A 19,479-nucleotide genomic window follows, 5' to 3' on the forward strand; every position below is an offset into this window, starting at 1 on the left:
TCAAGAGTGATTCTTGGGCGAGTGATTGATGAGCTTGTTGAGGTTGTGCACCGTGCCGAGGAGCTTGATCTCGGCGTCCACCGCCTGGCGGCTGCGGTAGTTGAGGTGTCGTCCGAAGCGCTGGAAGATCTGGGCGAATCCCGGCTCGACCAGGGCACTGCGTTGACGATACTGGGCCTGTCCTGTCGGGGTGGCGAGGCGGGCCGCCATGTCCTGCTGGCCGGCAGGGGCCTGCTGGCGTTTCGCGGGAAAGCCTGCCTGGTCGGCATCGCTGGTGACCGAGACCAGTAGCGGGAGGTCGGCAAGGGCCTCGAAGGACGCGGCGGAAGCGTACCCGCTGTCGGCGAGCCAGAGTTGGATGTCGCCGGGGAGCCGTGCGGCCTGGTGATTGTGCTGGGTCTTCTTCACCATCGGAACGAGGGCCGTCCTGTCTGACCCTCTGTCAACACACTCCGCATCTCGGGGGAACCTCAGGAGCGGTATCCCGCTCATACCTCGAAACCCCCTCCTCCGTAACAATGATCAGCCACGACGCTACCCCTCGGACCGCCGGACGCAGCAGCCGCCGTCAATCGCAGGTCAGGCCGTAAGCGCTGACCTCGAAGAACGACCCGTCGGGCGAGAGCCTGCGGGGCCCTTTTCGTGTGGGGTGCCCCCCGAGGTCCTGCTGTCGAGCATCCGCACGGTCGCGGCCGGCGACTCTCGCCTCTCCCCGGCCGCCACCCGGACCCTCATCACCCGTTTCCTGGCCACCCCGGACACCGACGACTTCTTCGCCCTGCCCGACGCGGTCAAGGCCCATGACCGACCGCGAGCGCGAGGTCATGGCCTGGCCGCGCACGGCAGGTCCAACGCCGAAATCGCCGGGCAACTCGTCCTGAGCCCGCTGACCGTACGAAGCCACATCCAACGGGCCATGACCAAACTCGACGCCCGCGACCGCGCCCAGCTCGTCGTCATCGCGTACCAGAGCGGCCTGGTGAAAGCCCGTCCGGCTGCGGTCGGTTGACGCGTCGGGGCTCCCTGCCGCCGCGGCGGGGAGCCCCGAAGACAGTGACAGTGCGACAGTTCGCCGCTGTTACCGGGACGCGAGGGCGTCCTGGGTGTTGCTGCGGCGGATGCGTTCGCGGACCAGGGAGACCGCGATCACCAGCGCGGCGACGAGTACCGAGAGCAGTACCTGGATCCGTCCGCCGCCCTTGCTGTCGTCGGTGAGCATGTAGACGAGGACGAAGGAGATCATCGCGATCGTGGCCCACGTGAGGTAGGGGAAGAGCCACATCCGGACGACGAGCTTCTCCGGGTTCTCGCGCAGGATGATCCCCCGCATCCGCAGTTGCGAGAAGCAGATGACCAGCCAGACGAAGAGCGCGACCGCGCCGGAGGAGTTCAGCAGGAACTGGAAGACCGTGTCCGGCCACAGGTAGTTGAAGCCGACCGCGAGGAAACCGAAGGCCACCGAGGCCAGGATCGCGGGCTGCGGGACTCCGCGGGAGTTCGTCCGCACGAAGGAGCGCGGGGCGTCGCCGCGCTGCCCGAGGGAGAACGCCATCCGCGAGGCCGTGTAGAGGCCGGAGTTGAGACAGGACAGCACGGCGGTCAGCACGATGAAGTTCATGATCTCGCCGGCGTGCGGGATGCCGATCGTGTCGAGGGCCGCCACGTACGAGCCCTTCTTGGCGATCGAGGGGTCGTTCCAAGGCAGCAGCGAGACTACGACGAGGATCGAGCCGACGTAGAAGAGGCCGACCCGCCAGATGACGCTCCTGGTGGCCTTGGCGACCGCCTGTCGCGCGTTGGCGGACTCACCGGCGGCGAGGGTGACGATCTCGCTGCCCATGAAGGAGAAGACGACCAGCAGGATGCCGGTGAGGATCGCACCGGGACCGTTCGGCAGGAAGCCACCGTGTCCGGTGAGGTTGCCGAAACCCGTCGCGGCGTGGTCCGAGCCAGGCAGCACACCGAAGATCGCCAGGCCGCCGAGAACGATGAAGGCCGTGATGGCGACGACCTTGATGCCAGCGAACCAGAACTCGAACTCGCCGAAGGAGCCGACCGAGGCCAGGTTCGCGATGGTGAGCACGACCATCACGAGCAGCGCCCATCCCCACTGCGGTACGGCGGGAATCCACCCTTCGAGAATCTTGGCGCCGGCGGTCGCCTCCACGGCGAGTACGACGACCCAGAAGAACCAGTACAGCCAGCCGATCGAGAACCCGGCCCAGCGGCCGAGCGCCCGGTCCGCGTAGGCCGAGAAGGAACCGGAGGTCGGGTTCGCCGCGGCCATCTCGCCGAGCATCCGCATCACGAACACGACCAGCGCGCCGACCAGCGCGTACGACAGCAGGATGCCGGGCCCGGCGGTGGCGATGCCGGAGGCGGAGCCCACGAAGAGACCGGCGCCGATCACTCCGCCGATGGCGATCATCGAGAGGTGGCGGTTCTTGAGTCCCGGCCGCAGAACTGCCTGCTCCGGAGTCTGACCACTGGTGGGAGGAGCGGTGGCAGGAGCCACCGAACCAGGGGGACGTGTAGTCATGTCGACATCCATTGAGTGGTTGGGAGGGCCATGGGGGAGTGGGGGGGGGGAGCAGCGGTCATGGTCCTGGCGATTTCCGAACGCGTCCACGGCCTGGAGCGGATTTCCGGAAGCTGCGCCGATGACGTGGTCGTCATCGCACGTCCGGCGCTGCGCTCCGTTTCCTTGTGGGAAGTGAGCCGTTTCACTTGCGGAAATAGATTTGCGCCAGCGTATGGGGGGCTGTGGGGCGTCGTGTTTGTTCTCGGGGACAAACTCGTCCTCGATAGCTGTACGGCCGACCAATGCGTCGGGCTCAGGCGCCGGGCGGCAGCCGCAGCTGGAGCATGGCCAGCAGTCGCTGGTCGGGGCGGCTCAGATCGAGACCTGTCAGTTCCTCGGCCCGGCGAATGCGGTAGCGCAGGGTGTTGCGGTGCACATGGAGTTGGGTGGCGGCCGCCAGGACGTCACCGAAGCAGTTGAGGTAGGCCAGCAGGGACTCGGCCAGTCGGCCCTGGTTCCGGCTGTCGTGCGCGACCAGCGCGGTCAGCCGTGAGTCCCGTATCTCGGGGTGGGCGGAGAGCAGCGTCAGCATTTCGCTGATCAGTACTTCGGCCTGGATGTCCGGCAGCGCCGCGACCTCGGCGGAGACCCCGGCGCCCATCATGGCGTCGAGGATGCGGTCGGCCTCGCGGCGCGACTCGGGGACCTGGCCGAGTCCGGACACCAGGCAGCCGATCGAGCCGCGCAGCGGCAGGCCCAGGTGGCGGTGCGAGGCGTCGGTGATCTCCTGGGCCCAGCTGCGCAGCGTGTCCGTGTCGATGCTGCGGGGCAGCTGGGGCAGCAGCACATAGATGCGCGGGTCGAGCTGGGTGACCAGTGCGCTGCGGTGCCGGGCGGCGATCTGTACCGAGATGAGGTTGGTGACCTCGGTGTGGGTCAGCTCCGGGGCGGTGACCGCCTCGGCGGTCCCGTACGAGAAGCCCAGGACGGCCGCCGGGCGGGCCGCGTCGAGACCCTGGTGGGTGGCCAGCGGCTGCGGCCCGGTGCTGCCCTCCAGCAGTCCGGCGAGCAGGGTCCGGGTGAGGGTCAGGTCGTCGGAGAGTTCCCGGCGGCGGCGCACCAGGTGGTGCGCGGCGACCCGGGCGGCGCCCAGCAGCGCCCGGTCCGAGTGCTCGGACAGCGGTGTCGAGCCCTCCTGCACCCAGATCGTCCCCAGCTGCCGCTCACCGGACCGGATGGCCACCGCCAGCCGGCGCCGGATGCCCAGCTCAGGGTGGCTGTCGATTCCGATCACCTTGTCGCTGGAGTGCAGATGCTGGAACACGCCCCACTCGCGCAGCTTCGCCAGATAGGCCTCCGGTCCCTGCCAGCTGAGGATGGAGCGCCGACGCAGGTCGTCGATCTCGTCGGAGTCGGTGGAGCGGGAGTAGGCCAGCACGCGGTTGGCTGCGTCCTCGATGCTGACGATGCCGCCGGTCAGGACGGCGGTCGTCTGGGCGACTGAGAACAGGTCGCCCTCCTCGGCTCCTGCACCGTGGTCCCCCAGCGGGGCATCGCCGAGGGCGGCGCGGGCCAGCGCGTTGACCTGCTCCCAGCGTGCGTCGCTGCGCAGGGAGAGCAGGGCGACCCCGGCCTCGGCGGCGGTTTCGCTGAGGGCGGCGGCCTGACCGGCACCGTCCAGTTTGACGACGACGGCGGCGGCTGCGTCGCGCCCGGCGGCCCGCAGCGCGGGAAAGGCGGCCCGGCCACGGGCCCCGATGACGAGGACCAGCTCGCCAGGCTGCGCCGTCGGCGGGTCCTCGGGATCGAGCAGGGCCACGCCCTGGATCTCGACGTCCAGTCCGGCGGGAGCGGCCTGCACCTCCACCAGCGAGTCGCCCAGGGCCATCAGCAACTGGCGCAGGTTGACGCTCGCTGGGGGCGGAGAGACCGCGGCCGGATCCATGATTGTCGCCTCTGCTGGGAGCCACGTCGGAGATCTGATGCTATCCGGCCTGGCCGGGAGCACCGAACCGGAACCGTAGACCGCGTTGGCGGCGGCCGAGCTCAGTGGCGCGGGGAGCGACGGACGGTCAGGACAGCGATGTCGTCGTGCCGGCGGTCGGCGTCGGCGAACGCGCGGGCGTCTTCGTACAGGGCCCGGGGAAGTTCGGGGGAGAGGCCGAGGTGCTTCGTCAGCCGCTCGTCGAGCGGGCAGAAGATGCCGTCGTGGGCGCGGGTCTCGGTGAGGCCGTCGGTGGTCAGCAGCAGCGTGGAGCCGGCCGGGAACGCGAACCAGTCCACGGTCGTGGGTTCGGCGGCAGTTCGGCGAGGCCGAGGGGGACGCCGGAGTCCAGCGGTGGTGCGGTGACGTGGCCCTCGTGCATCAACCGGGGCGGAATGTGTCCGCAGTTGGCGCGACGAGGGAATCCTCGCCCAGCTCAACTACGACCTGACCGGCCTGGCCCGCATCAAGGACGGCCGCAAGCCCGAACCGACCGCCACCGTGATCGACACCCAGAGCGTGAAGACCTCCACCAACGTACCCCTGACCAGCCAGGGAACCGACGCCGCCAAGAAGATCGTCGGCAGGAAACGCGGCATCCTCACCGACACCATCGGCCTCATCCTCGCCGTGACCGTCACCGCCGCCAGCCTCTCGGAAAACGCCCTGGGAATACGCCTCCTCGACCAGGCGAAGGAGAAGTACCCAACCATCTCCAAGAGTTGGGTCGACACCGGCTTCAAAATTGTCGTCATCGAACGCGGCGCCCGCCTCGGAATCGACGTCGAAGTAGTCAGCAGAAACCAGGATAAGCGCGCATTTGACGTCGTAAAGAGACACTGGGTAGTAGAGCGAAGTATTGGTTGGATCACGATGCACCGCCGTCTCGCCCGCGACTACGAGACCCTCACCGCCAGTTTCGAAGCCATGATCCACATCGCCTCGATCGACGACCTCGCCAAACGCATAACGGACGAGACAGCACAGATCGCCGCCCTGTGGCGCCTGGACGTCGCTCTGCGGGAGAAGACGTTCTGGAAGATGCTCTACGAGTCCGTCGCGCGGGCCGACGAGGTGCTGTGCCTGAACGTGGAAGATCTGTACCTGCAGGACAAGCGCGGGAAGATCACCGCCAAAGACGGGGCGACGGAGTGGATTCACTGGCAGTCCGGCACCGCCCATCTCCTGCCCCGCCTCATCGCCCGGCGCACCCGCGGCCCCCTGTTCCTCACTGACCGCAAGGCCCCGGCAGGGACGCCGACGCTCGACGTGTGCCCGGAGACCGGCCGCGCCCGGCTCTCCTACCGCAGGGCTGAGGAGATCTTCGAGGAGAACACCCGGCTGCTGGCCAACCCGCTCGCCTCACCCGAAGACATCGAGGACCTGGACGGCTGGACACTCCACCGGCTTCGCTACAGCGCCCTCACACACGACGCCGAGGACGGCACGTCCACGCCGATGCTCTTGGCCCGCTCCCGCCACGCCTCCGTCCGCCGGCGAGCCGTCGGTGGTGCGGATACGGCCGTCGAAGGAGTAGCCCTGCCCCGAGACCGTGAACCGGCGGCCGGCCAGCAGCAGCTCCCGCGCCGTCATCTGATTCAAGGTCAGCGTGCCGGTCTTGTCGGTGCAGATCTGCGAGGTACTGCCCAGGGTCTCCACCGATGCCAGTCTTTTGACGATCGCGCCTCGTTTGGCCATCCGTCCCGTCCCCATGGCCAGCGTGAAGGCCACGACGGCAGGCAGTCCTTCAGGGATGGCCGCGACCGCCAAGGACACGGCACTGACGAACAGGTCACCGAAATCCTGCCCGCGCACCAGCCCCAGGACGAAGACTGCGACGATGACCACCCCGGAGACCCAGGCCAGGGTGCGGCTGAGGGCGTCGATCTGCCGCTGCAGCGGTGTCGGCCCCGGCTGGGCCTTTTGGAGCATGTCGGCGATGCGGCCGGTCTCGCCAGCCATACCGGTGTCGGTGACCAGCACCTCCCCGCGACCGCGGGTGACCGCCGTGTTCATGTACACCGCGGTCACCCGGTCTGTCAGCGGCACCTCGGCCTCGACGGTGGCATCCGCCGACTTCGCCACCGCCAGGGCCTCACCCGTCAGGACGGATTCCTGCACCTCCAGCGAGCTCGACGAGAACAACCGGCCGTCGGCGGGCACCCGGTCCCCGGGCGCCAGGACCACCACGTCTCCGGGCACGAGTTCCTCGGCATTCAGCCGTGCCAGTCGGCCGTCACGACGGACGGTGGCGGTCGTCACGGTCATCTGCCGCAGGGCATCCAGCGCCGCCTCGGCGCGAGACTCCTGAACAAACCCGATCATCGCGTTGAGCAATACCACGACGACAATCGCCACCGGCGTCTCCCACTCCCGGGACACCACCAGGCTGACCGCCGCTGCAACCAGCAGGATGACGATCAGCAAGTCCTGAAACTGCCGGAGGAACGCCCGCCATCCGGGCTCTGCCGGAGCCTGCTCGAGCCGCTTCGGCCCATACTCCGCAAGCCGCCGGGCCGCCTCAGCCGACGACAGCCCCGAGGAAGGATCCACATCGAGCCCGGCGGCCACTTCACCGGCAGACAGAGCGTGCCAGGAGGGCGGCAGTCCCGCGCTCGTCGAAGGAGCCATGCACCCATTGTTTCCGCGACCGAGCGCTGACGCAGTGTGGGCGCAGCGTTGCGGGACCACGCTCCTACGCCGAGCCGCTGGCCGTGGAAACCGAGGACTCCTTCCGCCTGAAGCCGGCCGCCCCCGATCGCAACGTGCCATCCAAAACGGTTCAGACGGCCCGGTGCTGAGCTGCAACTACCGGTGATCGGTGGGCAGCCTCCCCTCCCGGGTGGCGGACCAGCCCATGCGATGGCCTCTTGATCGTTTGGCAGCAGGAAGTCGTCGGAGTGTACCTGGAAGGTAGGGAAGCGGGAGGTGTGATGAGCGGTCTGGTTGTGGTGTGCGTGGACGGTTCGGCCTCGGGCTTGGCCGCAGTAGAGGCAGCGGCGCGGGAGGCAGGGTGGCGCGGCGCAGGCTTGCGGCTGGTGCATGCGTTCATCTGGCCCGCCATGCACGTGCAACTGGGCCCGTCGCCGCTGGGCCCTCCTGAGGGTGGCTTGCGCAACATGGCGGAACGCCTGCTGACCGAGGCGGAGGAGCGCGCCCGGTCGGTGGCACCGGAGGTGGATATCTCCCGCGCTGTGGTGCCAGGGGAACCGCTGACGGTCCTACAGGCGCAATCGCGTGCCGCGGACCTCGTGGTTGTCGGGTCGCGCGGTATGGGAAGCTTCGTCGGGCTGATGGTGGGATCGACGGCGGTACATCTGGCGGCTCATGGCCGGTGCCCGGTTCTCGTCGTCCGCGAACAGGGCGAGGTTACAGGGCCGATCGTGGTGGGGGTCGACGGGTCCTCGGCTGGTGCCGGAGCGATTGCTTTCGCGTTGGCCGAGGCGGCGCTACGCGGGGTTGACATCGTTGCTCTGCACGCCTGGACCACCTGGAACGCACCGATTCCAGCGCCGCAGGATGAGGCGGTGCCGTACGCGAACGAGCCGGAAGCGCTGGCCGCACAAGAGGGGCGTCTCCTGTCCGAGGCGCTCGCCGGCTACCAGGAGACGTACCCGGGCGTGAGCGTGAAGCACGAGGTTGTCCACGGTGGGACGCGGGAGGCGCTGATCGAGGCGAGCCGCAAGGCCCAGTTGCTGGTGGTCGGTGCACGCGGACGCGGCGGTTTTGCCGCACTGCTGCTCGGATCGGTGAGCCAGGCCATGCTGCATCATGCACACTGCCCAGTGGCGGTCGTCCGCAGCCCCGACAACAGCCTCTGACCGGCGCCAAGACCTCTCGGACGCGGACGGAACTGCGGCGCGGCATCGCTGTGCGTCGGACAGACCCCAAAGGGCGTGCGTGCGGTCAGCATCCGGCGAGGGACTGTGATCGACCATGTCCAGGCCGAACGGGGCCGGCAGGCCCGCGAGGACTTCGAGCGCACCAGCATCCTCGCTCCGGCCGTGAGGCTGATCGACCGGACGTGCAGACTGCCGCCTTGGACCTGGCAGCCTGATCACCCCGCACTGCCGGCTGCGTCCCCGAGGGGGTCATCGGCCAAAGCAACCTTCACCTTGATCCGCTTGACGACCGGCTCGCGATGGACCTCGAAGCTCTGGCACACCGCCAGGACGATCTCCAGCCCGTGCTGGCCCACGCGCGTCGGGTCCGGCGGCCGGAGCACGGGCATCTTCGGCTCGGTGTCCCACACGGTGATCTCAACGGCGTCCCTGCTGAGCTCGAACGTCAGCAAGGAGGGCCCTGGAGCATACTTGCGGGCGTTGGTCACCAGCTCACTCACCGCCAGCTCGATCATGCCCGCCGCCCGGCAGGACACCAGCACCTCGTGCTCGTCCTGCAATTCCAGCAGGAAAGACCGGGCCAGGAGACGGGCCTGGGCGATCTCCTCGCTGCCCTCGAACGCGGCGGAGACCGCAATCGGACAGTCTGGACGCAGCTGCTGACCCTGGTCTTGCTCAGCCAGCTTCATACAGGCCGCTCACGTCCGAAGCGCCGTCCTTGCCCACCCCAACTACCCCTAAATCCTCACCACACTCCCCACCCGAAGGCCACACGGACGGTTACTCGACGTCTTCGCCATGTCATGGCCGCATCAGAAAACACTAGGCCGAATCCGCCGGCGAAGCGGGCAGGTGCGATCGGCGGCGAGGCGCGAGTCGATGTGCCGACCAAACGGCCCGGGGATGTTCCACAGTCGTCCGAACAGTCAGCAGCCCCGTTCGTGTCCGCCATCCAGGTGACAGTGACCGGCCTTCAGGCACAGCCGTCGGACCTCGGGATAGGGATGCATCTGCGCCTCTCAGCGTCCTGAACCCTGACGCGGCCCTTCGCTCGGAGGCCAGCTGCCCATTGGCAAGCCGCCGGACCTGACGGCGTCGTACGCTCCGCCGACCCGGAAGGCAGCAGCAGTGGAGATCAACATTGTGGGCCCCGGAAACATGGGCCGCGCCATCGCCACCCGTGCTCTTGCAGGTGGCCATGGCGTGTGCCTGGTCCACCCCGACGTCGAGCCTGCTCGGGCGCTGACCGAGGAACTCAAGCAGCAGTTCCCGGACGGACAGAGCGACTGGGCCGCTTCGGTGGAGGCAGCCGATGTCACCGTGCTCGCGCTGCCCTACGACGCGGCACTGCAGGTCGCGAGATCCGCTGCGGCCGCACTGGCCGGGCAGGTTCTCGTGGACATCTGCAACCCCATCGACTTCTCCACCATGGACGCGCGGGTGACACCCCCTGACAGCTCGGCGGCCGAGGAGATCCAGCAGATCGTCGGCACCGACGTGAAGGTCGTCAAAGCGTTCAACACCACCTTCGCCGGCCTGCTGGCGACAGGCGAGGGCCACAGCTTCCCGCTCGATGTCCTGATCGCCGGCGACGACTCCGCCGCCAAAGACAAGATCGCGGAGCTAGTCCGCTCCAGCGCGATGCGCCCGTTGGACGTAGGCCCGCTGCGCAGAGCTCAGGAGCTGGAGGCAATGGGATTCCTCCACATCGCCATCCAGCAGCCACTCCAGCTGAACTGGCACAGCTCAATCAAGATCCTTCCCTAACCGATCCCAGACAGAAGACCAAGGTGAACTGCAAGGTCAACACCGAGTGACCGTGCCGGGTCGCCCCATCCGCCGATGGCCGGACCGAACTCACCGGATTCGTCCAATCCCGTACGCACGGCTCTCGCCCGGTTGTAAGCCCCAGCCACCGACCTGCTCGGCCAGAGAGCCGCAGCAGTGAGGGACTGCGCCAAGCCACCGATGGGATTGCTCCTATCCGCCGCCAGCCTGGCCTTCTGCAGCCGATCACGTGCTGACTACATGCCGAGCAACACGTCGCCCAGCATGGGCACATCCTCAGAGGTGCCCATGACGGAACACCGACCTCCTGCTGCCAGGCGTACGGAAGGGATACGCTCCCTGTGCGAAACTCGACAAGCTCAAACTCGACACGTGGCTTGCCTAGTGAACGGAGGGCAGGTGCCATAGGCCAGCGGCGTACACCTGCCCGGCCCGCCGCGACAGCAGCACCTGTGGCCCGTCGGCGGTCTCCCGGCGCAGTATCAGGTGGACGTCCACCGGCTCGGTGTGCCGCTGCCCGCCGCTCACCGCGTACCACCAGGACGCCGGGCGAGCAGAACCCTGAATGTCGCTTCCTCGACCAGAGACCTGTCCACCGCGTGGGTGTGGAGAAGGGCGAGGGCCTCGTCCTCGAACGCCTGGTGGCGTTCGGCGAAGAGCTCAGGAGCGGCGAAGGACGTGGTGCGCAGGTAGCCGAGTACCTCCTGCGGCGCCCAGGTGCGGGTCACGGGGAAAAGGTGTTCGGTGACGTCGTTGAACGCTGAGGCGGCGAGATCCTCCTCGTACGAGCGGCGGGGCTCGGCGTAGGAACTGCGGGCGCCCGCCCGGCGCTCCTGGCCCAGGTAGAGCTGGATCAACTCGCGCAGCGCACGGGTCCAGTTGGCCTCGTGGGTCCACAGGCTCCCGTCGCCCATGATCGCCACTGCGGCACCCGGTGTGGCGACCCGGTCGGCCATCTCCAGGACCGCCGGACCGTCCATCCAGTGGTAAGACCGGCAGCAGGTGATCAGGTCCGGGCCGGAATCCGGTTCGCCCGGCAGTGTCGCGAGCGGCTCGTAGGCGTCGGCCGCCGCGTGGACCAGGGTGAGGGTGCAGTGGCCGAGCACGGGGGTGAGGGCTTGCCTGGCCTGATGCAGCATCTGCGGGCTGACGTCGACCGCTTCGATGTGCGTCAGGTCAGCGCCGGCAGACAGGAGCGCGAAGGGCACCTGCCCGGTTCCGGTGCCCAGGTCGAGCAGCACCGGGGACGGCCGGCCCCGCAGCGTGTCGGCGAGCAGGCGCACCGCCGCGTCCGGCAGGCCTGGGCGGTGGCGGGCGTACGTCAACGCCGCGCCCTCGAACATGGTCTCCTGCTCCGGCGAAAGGCCCGGAAGAGGCCCGTCGGGGTAGGTCACGAGGTGGCTCCCTCATCGAGCGGGCGGGCGACGGGCAGGTGCCAGGACAGGCGTCCGCACTCGGACGCGGCGCGCTGCCCGCCGTCCGCGTCGAAGAAGAGGCGGTAGCGGTCGGGGGAGCGTGCGGCCCGCCACCGGTCGGCGAGGTCCTGGATCTCTTTCCAGATGTCCCGCGGCCCCGTGGCGGTGACGCTCCAGCGCCGGTTACCTACCGGCTCCGCGCGCATCCAGGATCCGCAGCCGGGTGCGCCGATCGCCAGGTGCTCAGCGCCGAAGTCCCGCACCAGACCACCGCCGAGGAGATGATCGGCCGCCAGCCAGAAACCGCGGTCGCTGTCCGCGGGCGGCGCCAGCATGCTCCGCTGGGTCCAGCTGCCTGGCTCGGTGGCCATGCGCTGCCGGAACTCCTCCGTGAGCCCGATCCGCGCCATGCCGTGCCCGGCACGGTGCGCGAACTCCACGGCCCGCAGCTCCGCTGTGATCCGCCCGTCGGCGGTGCGCCCGACGGCGGCGAGGCCGGGCCACGACGGGGACGCGCTGGTCACGTGCGCCAGCAGTTTGCCCTCAGGAGCGAGTTGCTCGACCAGGGCCGTCGGCACGCGCTCCACCGTGTATGACAAGAAGATCCGGTCGAACTCCCGGCCCCGCAAGCCCTGTTCGCCTGAGCCGCACACCACCTGCGGCCGGAGGTCGAGGTCGGCCAGCCGGGCGGCGGCCGCGTCGGTGAGGTGCCGGTCCCGGTCGAGGGTGACCACCTCCTGGTCGCCGCAGACCTGGCAGGCCACCGCGGCGGTCACCCCCGCGCCCGTCCCGACGTCCAGCACCCGCAGCCCCGGGCGCAGATCCAGCTCCTCCAGCAGCGAGGCGGTCAGGCCCATCACCGTCGACATCGACGTGATCGACGCCCCCGACCGCGCCCCGCGCGCCCGGTCCAGCAGCGGCTCCCCGTCGTGCTGGACGAGCACACTGGCCCCGCCGTACAGCAGCCCCAGTAGCTCGGGGCGGTCCAGCGGCGCCGACCAGTCCAGCAGATCCCACCGAGGCGGCTCCTCGCCCGGGCCGCTGCGCCGTACGTACGCCTGCGGCATCAGCACTTCGCGGGGCAGCGTGAGGAGGGCGTCGCGGACCGGGCCCGGCCCCAGAGACCCTTCCTCCTCGAGCCGGGCAACCATCGCCGCCCGCGCGGCTGCCGGATCCGCTTCCTCGTCCGTCGGCGTGGCTCCGCCGACCGGGCCAGTGGTCCGCTCCAGCGCCTGGTCGCCGGCGGCGGGACAGGTGTTCAGAGTGCTCATCGCTCGTCCCAGCCCTGCTCGGAGTACGGACGCCCCCGAAGGATTCCGTCGATCGCCCGGCGGGTGTACGGCACGACCTCGGCCGGAAGGTCCTGTGGCTTCCACCACCGCCACTCCACGCACCGGTCGGGCTCCAGGACCTCTGGGTTGCCGGTCCAGGAGCGGGCCTGGAAGACGAGCGCGATCCTGGGCCGGACGTTGGGGGAGTCGACGTGGTGCACCATGTGGACGAGGTCGACGTCCTGGGGCGCGATGGTGAGGCCTGCTTCCTCTTTGGCTTCCCGGACCAGGCAGTCGATCGCGGCTTCCCGCTCGCAGTGGCCGGCCAGGAAGTGCCAGGTGTCCGGAGCGAAGGAGGAGTCCGGGTGGCGCAGACCGAGGAGGATCCGACCGTGTTCGTCCCGGAGGAGGAGGTGGACACCGACGATGTGCAGCTCGGTCCCCGCCGGGGCCTCGCCGGGTAGCGGACGGGCACCATCCGGCGGTCCCTCGGCCGCGGGGTGCTCGGCCGCGTGGCGGAGGATCAGCTCCCCGAGCCCGGGGCTCAGGCGGAGCCGGTCGAGCATGTCCACGGTGCACCACGTCAGCAGGACACCCTCGCGGAGCTCCACCGCTGCAGCATCCCCACTCCAGCGCCCGACGTAGACCTGGATGGGCACCGCAAGGCCGTCGACGCTCGTTGCCTCCTCCACGGCGAACGGCACCAGTTCCGTGGGCTCCAGACCCGGCACCTCCTCGGCGAGCTCGCGCCGCAGCGTCGCCTCAAGGCAGGAATCGTCCCTCGTGCGGCCGCCACCGAGGAGGGCCAGCACCCAGGGCTCCCAGATGCCCTCCCGGTCATCCCGAAGATGAAGGAGGTACCGGCCAGCCCCGTCGTGGATCAGGGCGCTCGCGTTGACGGGCTCCGGGCGCCCATCGAGGCCGTCCGCCTCGGCGGCCAGGAGCTTGGCCCGCAGCGTGGGGGACCGCACGTCGGCGTACGGGAGCCACCGGGCCCCGGCGACTTCCTCTTCCTGGAGAGCGAGCGCGGGCGGTTGCTCGGCTGTGAGGTAGAACGCGAAGCGGACGTCGAAGTGCTGGTGAGCGGGCTCGCCCTTGGCCGGATTGGGGTCGATGTCGTGGACGTCCACATCGATCGGCTCGCCGAGGAACTGCGGGGTCAGGCAGAGGTCGCCGGGGCGGAGCCCGGCCTCTTCGCACACTTCCCGCACGGCGGCGGCCAGGAGCGTACGGTCACCCGCCTCAACGTGGCCGCCTGGAGCGAGGAGCAGCCCTGTCACCCGATGGCCGATGTGGAGCACCCGACGGTCGCGGTCGATGACCACCGCGCTGCAGGTGACGTGACCGGGCAGCGTGGCGCGGCTGGACGGCTCCTCGGCGCCGTCCAGGACAGCCAGCAGCCCTTCCAGGGCCTCCCGTTCCTCGGCATGCCGGCTGAGATAGGCCTCGATGGTCGCGCGGATATGAGAGCGGGAGGGCGGCACGTGATCACCTCGGACGTTGGAGGGCAGGAAGTAGGTGCTGGGCGGGAGGGGCGCGCCCGGCGGCGGGCCCGCCGACGACGGCTCCTGGCCAGGAGCCGTATCAGGGTTCGCGCTCACGGGCCGCCTTCCGGAGAGTGGTCGTGCCGCACATCCACGGCGACTGCGGGATTGGGGACGCTCGGCCCCGGCGGCGTCGGGGGTGTGAGGGGCTCTGCTGGAGGAGGAGCCGCGGTGGGTGAGCCAGGCATTTCCAGCAGGCTGCGTAGCGGAGACCGGTAGAGGACCACCAGGGGGACGACGAGAAGGCAGGTGCCGACGATCAGGGTGGGGCGCACGCCGATCCAGGTGCCGAGCCCGCCGGCGAGGAGCGCGGCCACCGGCCGTGCACCAGAGGTGAGCCACGTACTCACGGCCTGCATCCGGGCCTGCATGCCGTCGGCGGTGACGACCTGGCGAATGGTGCGCTGGGTCGTCCCCGCGGCCGCGGCACAGGCCAGTTGCAGGAACAGGGCACCGCCGATGGCGAACTGCCAGGCGAGGCCCGGGGAGGCGAGGAGCAGCGGGAGCTGGGTGAGCGGGGTGATCGCGAGCGCGGCGAGCATCATCGGCCCGGGCCCGTACCGCGCCGCGAGTGACGGGGCGGCCAGCGCACCGGCCGCCGCGCCCAGCGCTCCGAGTCCCAGGACCACGCCGAAGGCGGTCGCGCTCATCGTGAGAGACCGGAGCAGGTACAGCGCCCACAAGGTATTGAGGAGCGCCAGGGCGAACGACGTCGTGGCGTTGACTAGGGTCAGGGTGCGCAGCCGGTGGTCGCCGTGGACGTAGCGCAGGCCCTCACCGATCTCGGTGTGCAGCCGACGGCCTTGCGCTGCTGGCCGGGGGCTTTCGGGGGCCTGGATGCGGGCGGTGCACCAGGCGCTGACGAGGTAGGACAGGACGTCCCCGAGAAGCGCCCGGGCCGGGCCGAGGAGCGCGGTCAGGGCGGCGCCGAGGTTGCTGCCCGCGGTGGCGGCGATGGCGAAGAGCCCGCCGATGCGGCTGTTGCTCCGCTGGAGCAGTGACCGGTCGACCAGGCTGGGCAGGAGACTGATCGCGGCGGCATCGTGCAGCACGCCCGCCGCGCCCTGCACCGCCGCGACCACCATCAATTGGGGCAGGGACAGCCGGTCCAGTGCGGCCGCCACCGGCACGCTGGCCAGTGCGGCGGCGCTGACCAGGTCGCCGGTGATCATCTGCTTCCGCTTGGAGTGGCGGTCGGCGAGGGCCCCGGCGTGCAAGGCCAGCAGTGCGGGCGGCAGTTGACCCAGGAACGTCAGCCAGGCGACCTCGGCGGTAGTGGCGTCCAGTTCGAGCACCGCCAGCACGGGGATCACCATGGTGCTGATCGAGCTGCCGGTCACGCTGGCTGCCTGCCCGGTCAGGTAGCGGCGGAAGTTGCGGTGCCGCCACAGCGACGGCCGGGCGCCGGAGAAGGGGTCAGTGGAGGAGGCCATGGAGCACCTCCTCGGCTTCCGTCAGGCGCTCGCACAGCTCGGCTATGGCTGCATGCCGGTTTCGGCCGTACGCCTCGAGTTCGGGGGTGACGGCGGCCGGGGCGTCGACGGCCTCGGACAGGGGATACACCGAGCAGGCCATGTACCCGGCGGCGAGGCGGGGCACGGCGAGGAGTTCTTCGGGCGGCAGCGTCGGGTTGGCTGACCGGTAGGCGGCGATCGCTTCGGCCAGGCCGGTGGGCCATTTCGGCTCTGCCAGAACGGTGCGCGGGTCCAGGACGATCCGCCCGAGCTCCCAGGCGGGGCTGCGGTGACCGGGCGGCCGGAAGTCGATCAATGCCGCCACCTGCTGTCCGCGCAGGAGCAGGTTGGGCGAGGCCAGGTCGCCGTGGACGGTCTGCACCGTCAAGGACGTCGGCAGCCCTTTGACCATGGCGGCCACGGCAGGCAGCGCGTCGAGCCGCCGGGCGGCGGTCTCCCGTGCCCAGGCAGGAAACCCCGAGGCGGGCGGCCTCTTGGCGAACAGGGCAAGTAGCCGGTCAAGGCGCTGCCGGGCCCCTTTTACATCGCAGACCTCCCGGGCGGGTACGCGGCGCGGCGGTCCGGCCGGGTGTCGGGTCAGGGTCCGGTGCAGGCGGCCGACGGTCTCGCCCACCGCGGCCCATCGGTCGCCGGACAGGCCGCCCTCCGCTGTCTGTGCATTCTCGACGTACGCCGTGACCGACACCGCCATCCCGCCGGCGGCCGCGATGAGTTCACCGTCCAGGGTCTGCCGCACCGCCGGCACCGGGATGCCGCCGAGCCTCGCGAACTGGCCGAGCGCCAGTGCCTGGCGCTCCGCGTCCAGATCGGTGCCCACCGGGTAGGCCTTCGCGAACCACCGGCCTCCGTCGCTGTCCTGGGCCACGTAGTTGCGGGTCGCGGTCCCCGCAGGACCTTCGTCGACCGCAGTGGGGGTGATCCGGTAGAACAGCGGCAGGATCCCCGCCACGACCATCACGTCCGACTCGGCGCCGCTCATCGCCGCCCCCCCGACTGGCCGTCCGCGTCAGCCAGCAGCTGACGCAGTGCTCGGGCATCCGCTTGCACCTGCTCCTCGTCCTGGCGCCCGAGATCGAGCACCTCGAAGGGCAGCGGCCCACCCGGAGCCGGGTCCGTTCCGGCTTCGCGTCGCGGAACGCAGTGCCAGTGGGCGTGCGGGATCTGGTTCCCCAGCAGCAGGTAGTTCATCTTCAGCGGTTCGTAGAGCGCTTCCACAGCCCGGCCCAGGGCGAGGACGTCGCGCCAGAACGCGGCCGCCTCACCCTCGACCAGCTCGGTGGGCTCGGCTACATGACGCCCTGTGTAGATCACGACGGCGTACCCGCGGACCTGACCGCTGCGCCACAGGTAGGCGTTGCTGACCTCCCCGCGCCGGACAAGGAGACCCCAGCCGATGTCGTCGGCGGCGAAGTCGTTCGCGCACATCGGGCAGTTCGTACCCCGACGGTGGCCGGTGAAGTTCTCCGGCCAGGCGCCGGACGGCGCGGGACGGGGCTGCGCGTGGTCGGGCATCACGCCGCCTCCCCTGCCTCGGCGCGGTACCCGGCGGCCTGGAGGGTGAACATGGCGGCGTACTCGCCGCCGATGTCCATCAGCTCCTGGTGGGTGCCGGTCTCGGTGATGCGGCCGCCGTCGAAGACGAAGATGCGGTCGCAGCTGACGACGCTCGCCAGGCGGTGGGAGATCAGTACGGTGATCTGATCGGGGCGTGGTGTGTCCCGCAGTACTGCCTCGTACACGGCGTGCTCGGCGCGGGGGTCCATGCTGGCGGTCGGTTCGTCCAGCAGCAGGACGGGGGCGCTCTTGTACAGGCCGCGGGCGACGGCGACCTTGGCCCATTGGCCGGCGGACAGTTCCTGACCGCCACGGAACCGCTTGGACAGCAACGCCTCCCACCGGCCCGGCAGGCCGGCGATGACCTGCTCAGCGCCCGAGGCCCGCGCGGCGTCCAGCGCACGCTGCGGATCGGCCTCGGTGAGAGTGCCCCGGGAGACCGTCAGGTTGGCCAGCGCGCTGAACGGGAAACGGACCGGATCCTGGAGCACGCAGCCCACCCGGGCCTGCAACGACCCGGCGTCCATGTCCAGCACGTTCACCCCATCCCAGCAGACCGTGCCCCCGTCCTGCGGCTCGTACAGCCCTGCGAGGAGCCGGGCGCAGGTGGACTTACCGGAGCCGTTGACGCCGACGAATGCCACCGTCTGACCGGCACGCAGCGTCATGGAGATGCCGTTGAGCGCCGGGGTGTCCTTGCCCGGATAGGTGAAGGACACATCCTCCAGCGTGATGGTCTTCACCGTCTCGGGGGCGGGCAGCCCGCTGCGGCGCGGCTGGAGGTCGCGGCAGCGTTCCTGGAAGGCCAGCAGGTCGTCCACCCACATGGCGTGCTCGTAGACCAGGTGGGAGACGTCGACGAGCCGGGTCAGCGAGGACTGGGCGGCCTGGATGGCGAGGACCGCGCCCGCGCCGGCGGCCAGGGGCAGCCAGCCCGCGATCAGCATGGCGCCGAGCGCTGTGTAGGTGATGCCGGTGCCGATCCCGCCGATGGTCCGGCCCGCGAGGGTCAGTCCGGCCGAGCTCACGCCCAGGCGGGTGTCCTCCTCGGCGATCCGTGTCGTCAGCCGGCGGTGCTCCTCCAGCAGCGCGCCCTGGGCGGTGTCCGAGCGGAGCTCGGCGGCGGCGTCCCTTTCCAGCAGCAGCCAGGAGAAGACCCGCACCCTGCGCTGCAGGGTGTTCCACCGCTTGAAGGAGTGGAAGCGGGCTCGGGCGGTGCGTACGGCGGCCGCGCCGACCGGCAGCACGGAAAGCAAAAGCAGCGGCAGCAAGGCGGGGTGAAGGACGCCCAGCACGCTGGCGGTGCCCAGGAGCCCGAGCAGGGCCGCGGCCAGAGAGACGACCTGGCCGACGATCTGCCTCGCGTAGAACAGCCCGCGGTCGTTGGCCCGGTAGGCCTCGTCGTGCCAGTCCGCGTCGTCGACGACTTCCAGCCGTACATGGGCGGTCAGGGCGAGGAACTCGCACTCCAGTGCGGTGCGGATCTTCGGGGTCACTCTGGCTTGCGCGACGGCGACGCCCGCCTCCAGGAGCGCCCGGGCGGCAAGGAAGCCGACCACGACCAGGAGTTGGGGGATGGCCGCGCGAACCCTGTCAGGAGTGGGCCCTTCAGCGAACAGTTCTCGCAGCACCGCCACCGAGGCCATGAGCCCGAATGCCGTCATCGCGGCCGACGCCAGCTGCAGGACCGCTACCGCGACGGTCGCGGTCCGGTCGGCGTGCCAGGCCAGTCGGCCGATCTGGCGCACGATCCGCGGCAGACGCGCGAGGATCTGTCCCACCGTGGCCTGGGACGCCGCACCGTCGTATACGGACCAGTACGCCTCCGCCAGGCCGTCCGTGATGTCGCCGTCGTGTGGTCCTGCCGGCACGGCGGCGGGCGGCAGCGGAAGTTCTCCACCGCGCGGGGCGGGCACCGCGGCCTGGCGGATGCCGTCTGCATCACTGCCGTCGCTCATGCCCCCCACCTCGTATCCGGTCGTGCTGCGCTACGAAGGGCGTCAACCCGGCGTCGGGGCCGCGCCTGGTGCGGGACGGCAGGCTGGAGATGTTCGAATACGGCGGGAGGATTCACGAGGGCGGGCA

General features: G+C 70.0%; 14 protein-coding genes and 4 pseudogenes. 4 read left to right on the forward strand and 14 right to left on the reverse strand.

Annotated elements, in window-relative coordinates; translation table 11 throughout:
- Positions 1 to 492: a transposase gene (locus QF027_RS40865; RefSeq protein WP_373432468.1), complete on the reverse strand. Its 492-nt coding sequence runs from the start codon at positions 490 to 492 to the stop codon at positions 1 to 3.
- A 157-nt stretch (positions 493 to 649) separates the two neighbouring features.
- Here QF027_RS40865 and QF027_RS40870 point away from each other — a divergent pair.
- A pseudogene (locus QF027_RS40870) lies at positions 650 to 1,009 on the forward strand (response regulator transcription factor); the annotation flags it as partial.
- 69 nt (positions 1,010 to 1,078) lie between these two features.
- On the opposite strand, the gene QF027_RS40875 reads toward QF027_RS40870, so the two are convergent.
- From QF027_RS40875 to QF027_RS40885, 3 genes and pseudogenes are all read right to left on the reverse strand, one after another.
- Positions 1,079 to 2,539 carry an amino acid permease gene (locus QF027_RS40875; protein WP_307080475.1) on the reverse strand — a complete coding sequence of 487 codons (1,461 nt, stop codon included), beginning with the start codon at positions 2,537 to 2,539 and terminating at the stop codon, positions 1,079 to 1,081.
- A gap of 295 nt (positions 2,540 to 2,834) precedes the next feature.
- A complete protein-coding gene (locus QF027_RS40880) occupies positions 2,835 to 4,466 on the reverse strand; it encodes a PucR family transcriptional regulator (protein ID WP_307080476.1) in 1,632 nt (543 codons plus the stop codon).
- Positions 4,467 to 4,567: 101 nt separating this feature from the next.
- Positions 4,568 to 4,914: pseudogene (locus QF027_RS40885) on the reverse strand (SpoIIE family protein phosphatase); the annotation flags it as partial.
- Between QF027_RS40885 and QF027_RS40890 the strand changes: the two are divergent.
- Positions 4,911 to 5,486: pseudogene (locus tag QF027_RS40890) on the forward strand (transposase); the annotation flags it as partial. The pseudogenes QF027_RS40885 and QF027_RS40890 overlap by 4 nt on opposite strands.
- A 381-nt stretch (positions 5,487 to 5,867) precedes the next feature.
- Here the strand turns inward: QF027_RS40890 and QF027_RS40895 are convergent.
- Positions 5,868 to 7,136, reverse strand: coding sequence for a cation-translocating P-type ATPase (locus tag QF027_RS40895; protein WP_307080477.1), 1,269 nt, complete (start codon positions 7,134 to 7,136; stop codon positions 5,868 to 5,870).
- Between the two features lie 302 nt (positions 7,137 to 7,438).
- On the opposite strand from QF027_RS40895, the gene QF027_RS40900 reads away from it, so the two are divergent.
- Entirely contained in the window at positions 7,439 to 8,326 is an 888-nt protein-coding gene (locus QF027_RS40900) for a universal stress protein (protein WP_307080478.1), read from the forward strand.
- 236 nt (positions 8,327 to 8,562) lie between these two features.
- Here QF027_RS40900 and QF027_RS40905 read toward each other — a convergent pair whose 3' ends face one another.
- Entirely contained in the window at positions 8,563 to 9,036 is a 474-nt protein-coding gene (locus QF027_RS40905; RefSeq protein WP_307080479.1) for an ATP-binding protein, read from the reverse strand.
- A gap of 439 nt (positions 9,037 to 9,475) precedes the next feature.
- On the opposite strand from QF027_RS40905, the gene QF027_RS40910 reads away from it, so the two are divergent.
- Positions 9,476 to 10,114, forward strand: a complete 639-nt coding sequence (locus tag QF027_RS40910) for an NADPH-dependent F420 reductase (RefSeq protein WP_307080480.1) — start codon at positions 9,476 to 9,478, stop codon at positions 10,112 to 10,114.
- Between the two features lie 405 nt (positions 10,115 to 10,519).
- Here the strand turns inward: QF027_RS40910 and QF027_RS49835 are convergent.
- From QF027_RS49835 to QF027_RS40945, 8 genes and pseudogenes are all read right to left on the reverse strand, one after another.
- A pseudogene (locus QF027_RS49835) lies at positions 10,520 to 10,663 on the reverse strand (phosphotransferase); the annotation flags it as partial.
- Complete coding sequence (locus QF027_RS40915) at positions 10,660 to 11,529, reverse strand: class I SAM-dependent methyltransferase (protein ID WP_307080481.1); 870 nt, start codon at positions 11,527 to 11,529, stop codon at positions 10,660 to 10,662. The pseudogene QF027_RS49835 and the gene QF027_RS40915, both read right to left, overlap by 4 nt.
- Complete coding sequence (locus QF027_RS40920; RefSeq protein ID WP_307080482.1) at positions 11,526 to 12,821, reverse strand: protein-L-isoaspartate O-methyltransferase family protein; 1,296 nt, start codon at positions 12,819 to 12,821, stop codon at positions 11,526 to 11,528. The genes QF027_RS40915 and QF027_RS40920 overlap by 4 nt, the downstream gene beginning before the upstream one ends.
- A complete protein-coding gene (locus tag QF027_RS40925; protein WP_373432520.1) occupies positions 12,818 to 14,305 on the reverse strand; it encodes an NUDIX domain-containing protein in 1,488 nt (495 codons plus the stop codon). The genes QF027_RS40920 and QF027_RS40925 overlap by 4 nt, the downstream gene beginning before the upstream one ends.
- Positions 14,306 to 14,418: 113 nt before the next feature.
- Positions 14,419 to 15,798, reverse strand: coding sequence for an MFS transporter (locus QF027_RS40930; RefSeq protein ID WP_307080484.1), 1,380 nt, complete (start codon positions 15,796 to 15,798; stop codon positions 14,419 to 14,421).
- Positions 15,782 to 16,819 carry a phosphotransferase enzyme family protein gene (locus QF027_RS40935; RefSeq protein ID WP_307080485.1) on the reverse strand — a complete coding sequence of 346 codons (1,038 nt, stop codon included), beginning with the start codon at positions 16,817 to 16,819 and terminating at the stop codon, positions 15,782 to 15,784. Before QF027_RS40935 ends, QF027_RS40930 begins: the two co-directional genes overlap by 17 nt.
- Complete coding sequence (locus QF027_RS40940; protein ID WP_307080486.1) at positions 16,816 to 17,352, reverse strand: HIT family protein; 537 nt, start codon at positions 17,350 to 17,352, stop codon at positions 16,816 to 16,818. The genes QF027_RS40935 and QF027_RS40940 overlap by 4 nt, the downstream gene beginning before the upstream one ends.
- Complete coding sequence (locus QF027_RS40945; protein ID WP_307080487.1) at positions 17,352 to 19,352, reverse strand: ATP-binding cassette domain-containing protein; 2,001 nt, start codon at positions 19,350 to 19,352, stop codon at positions 17,352 to 17,354. Before QF027_RS40945 ends, QF027_RS40940 begins: the two co-directional genes overlap by 1 nt.
- Between the last annotated feature and the right edge of the window lie 127 nt (positions 19,353 to 19,479).

Source organism: Streptomyces canus, assembly GCF_030816965.1.
In the GTDB taxonomy this organism is placed as follows: Bacteria; Actinomycetota; Actinomycetes; order Streptomycetales; family Streptomycetaceae; genus Streptomyces; species Streptomyces canus_E.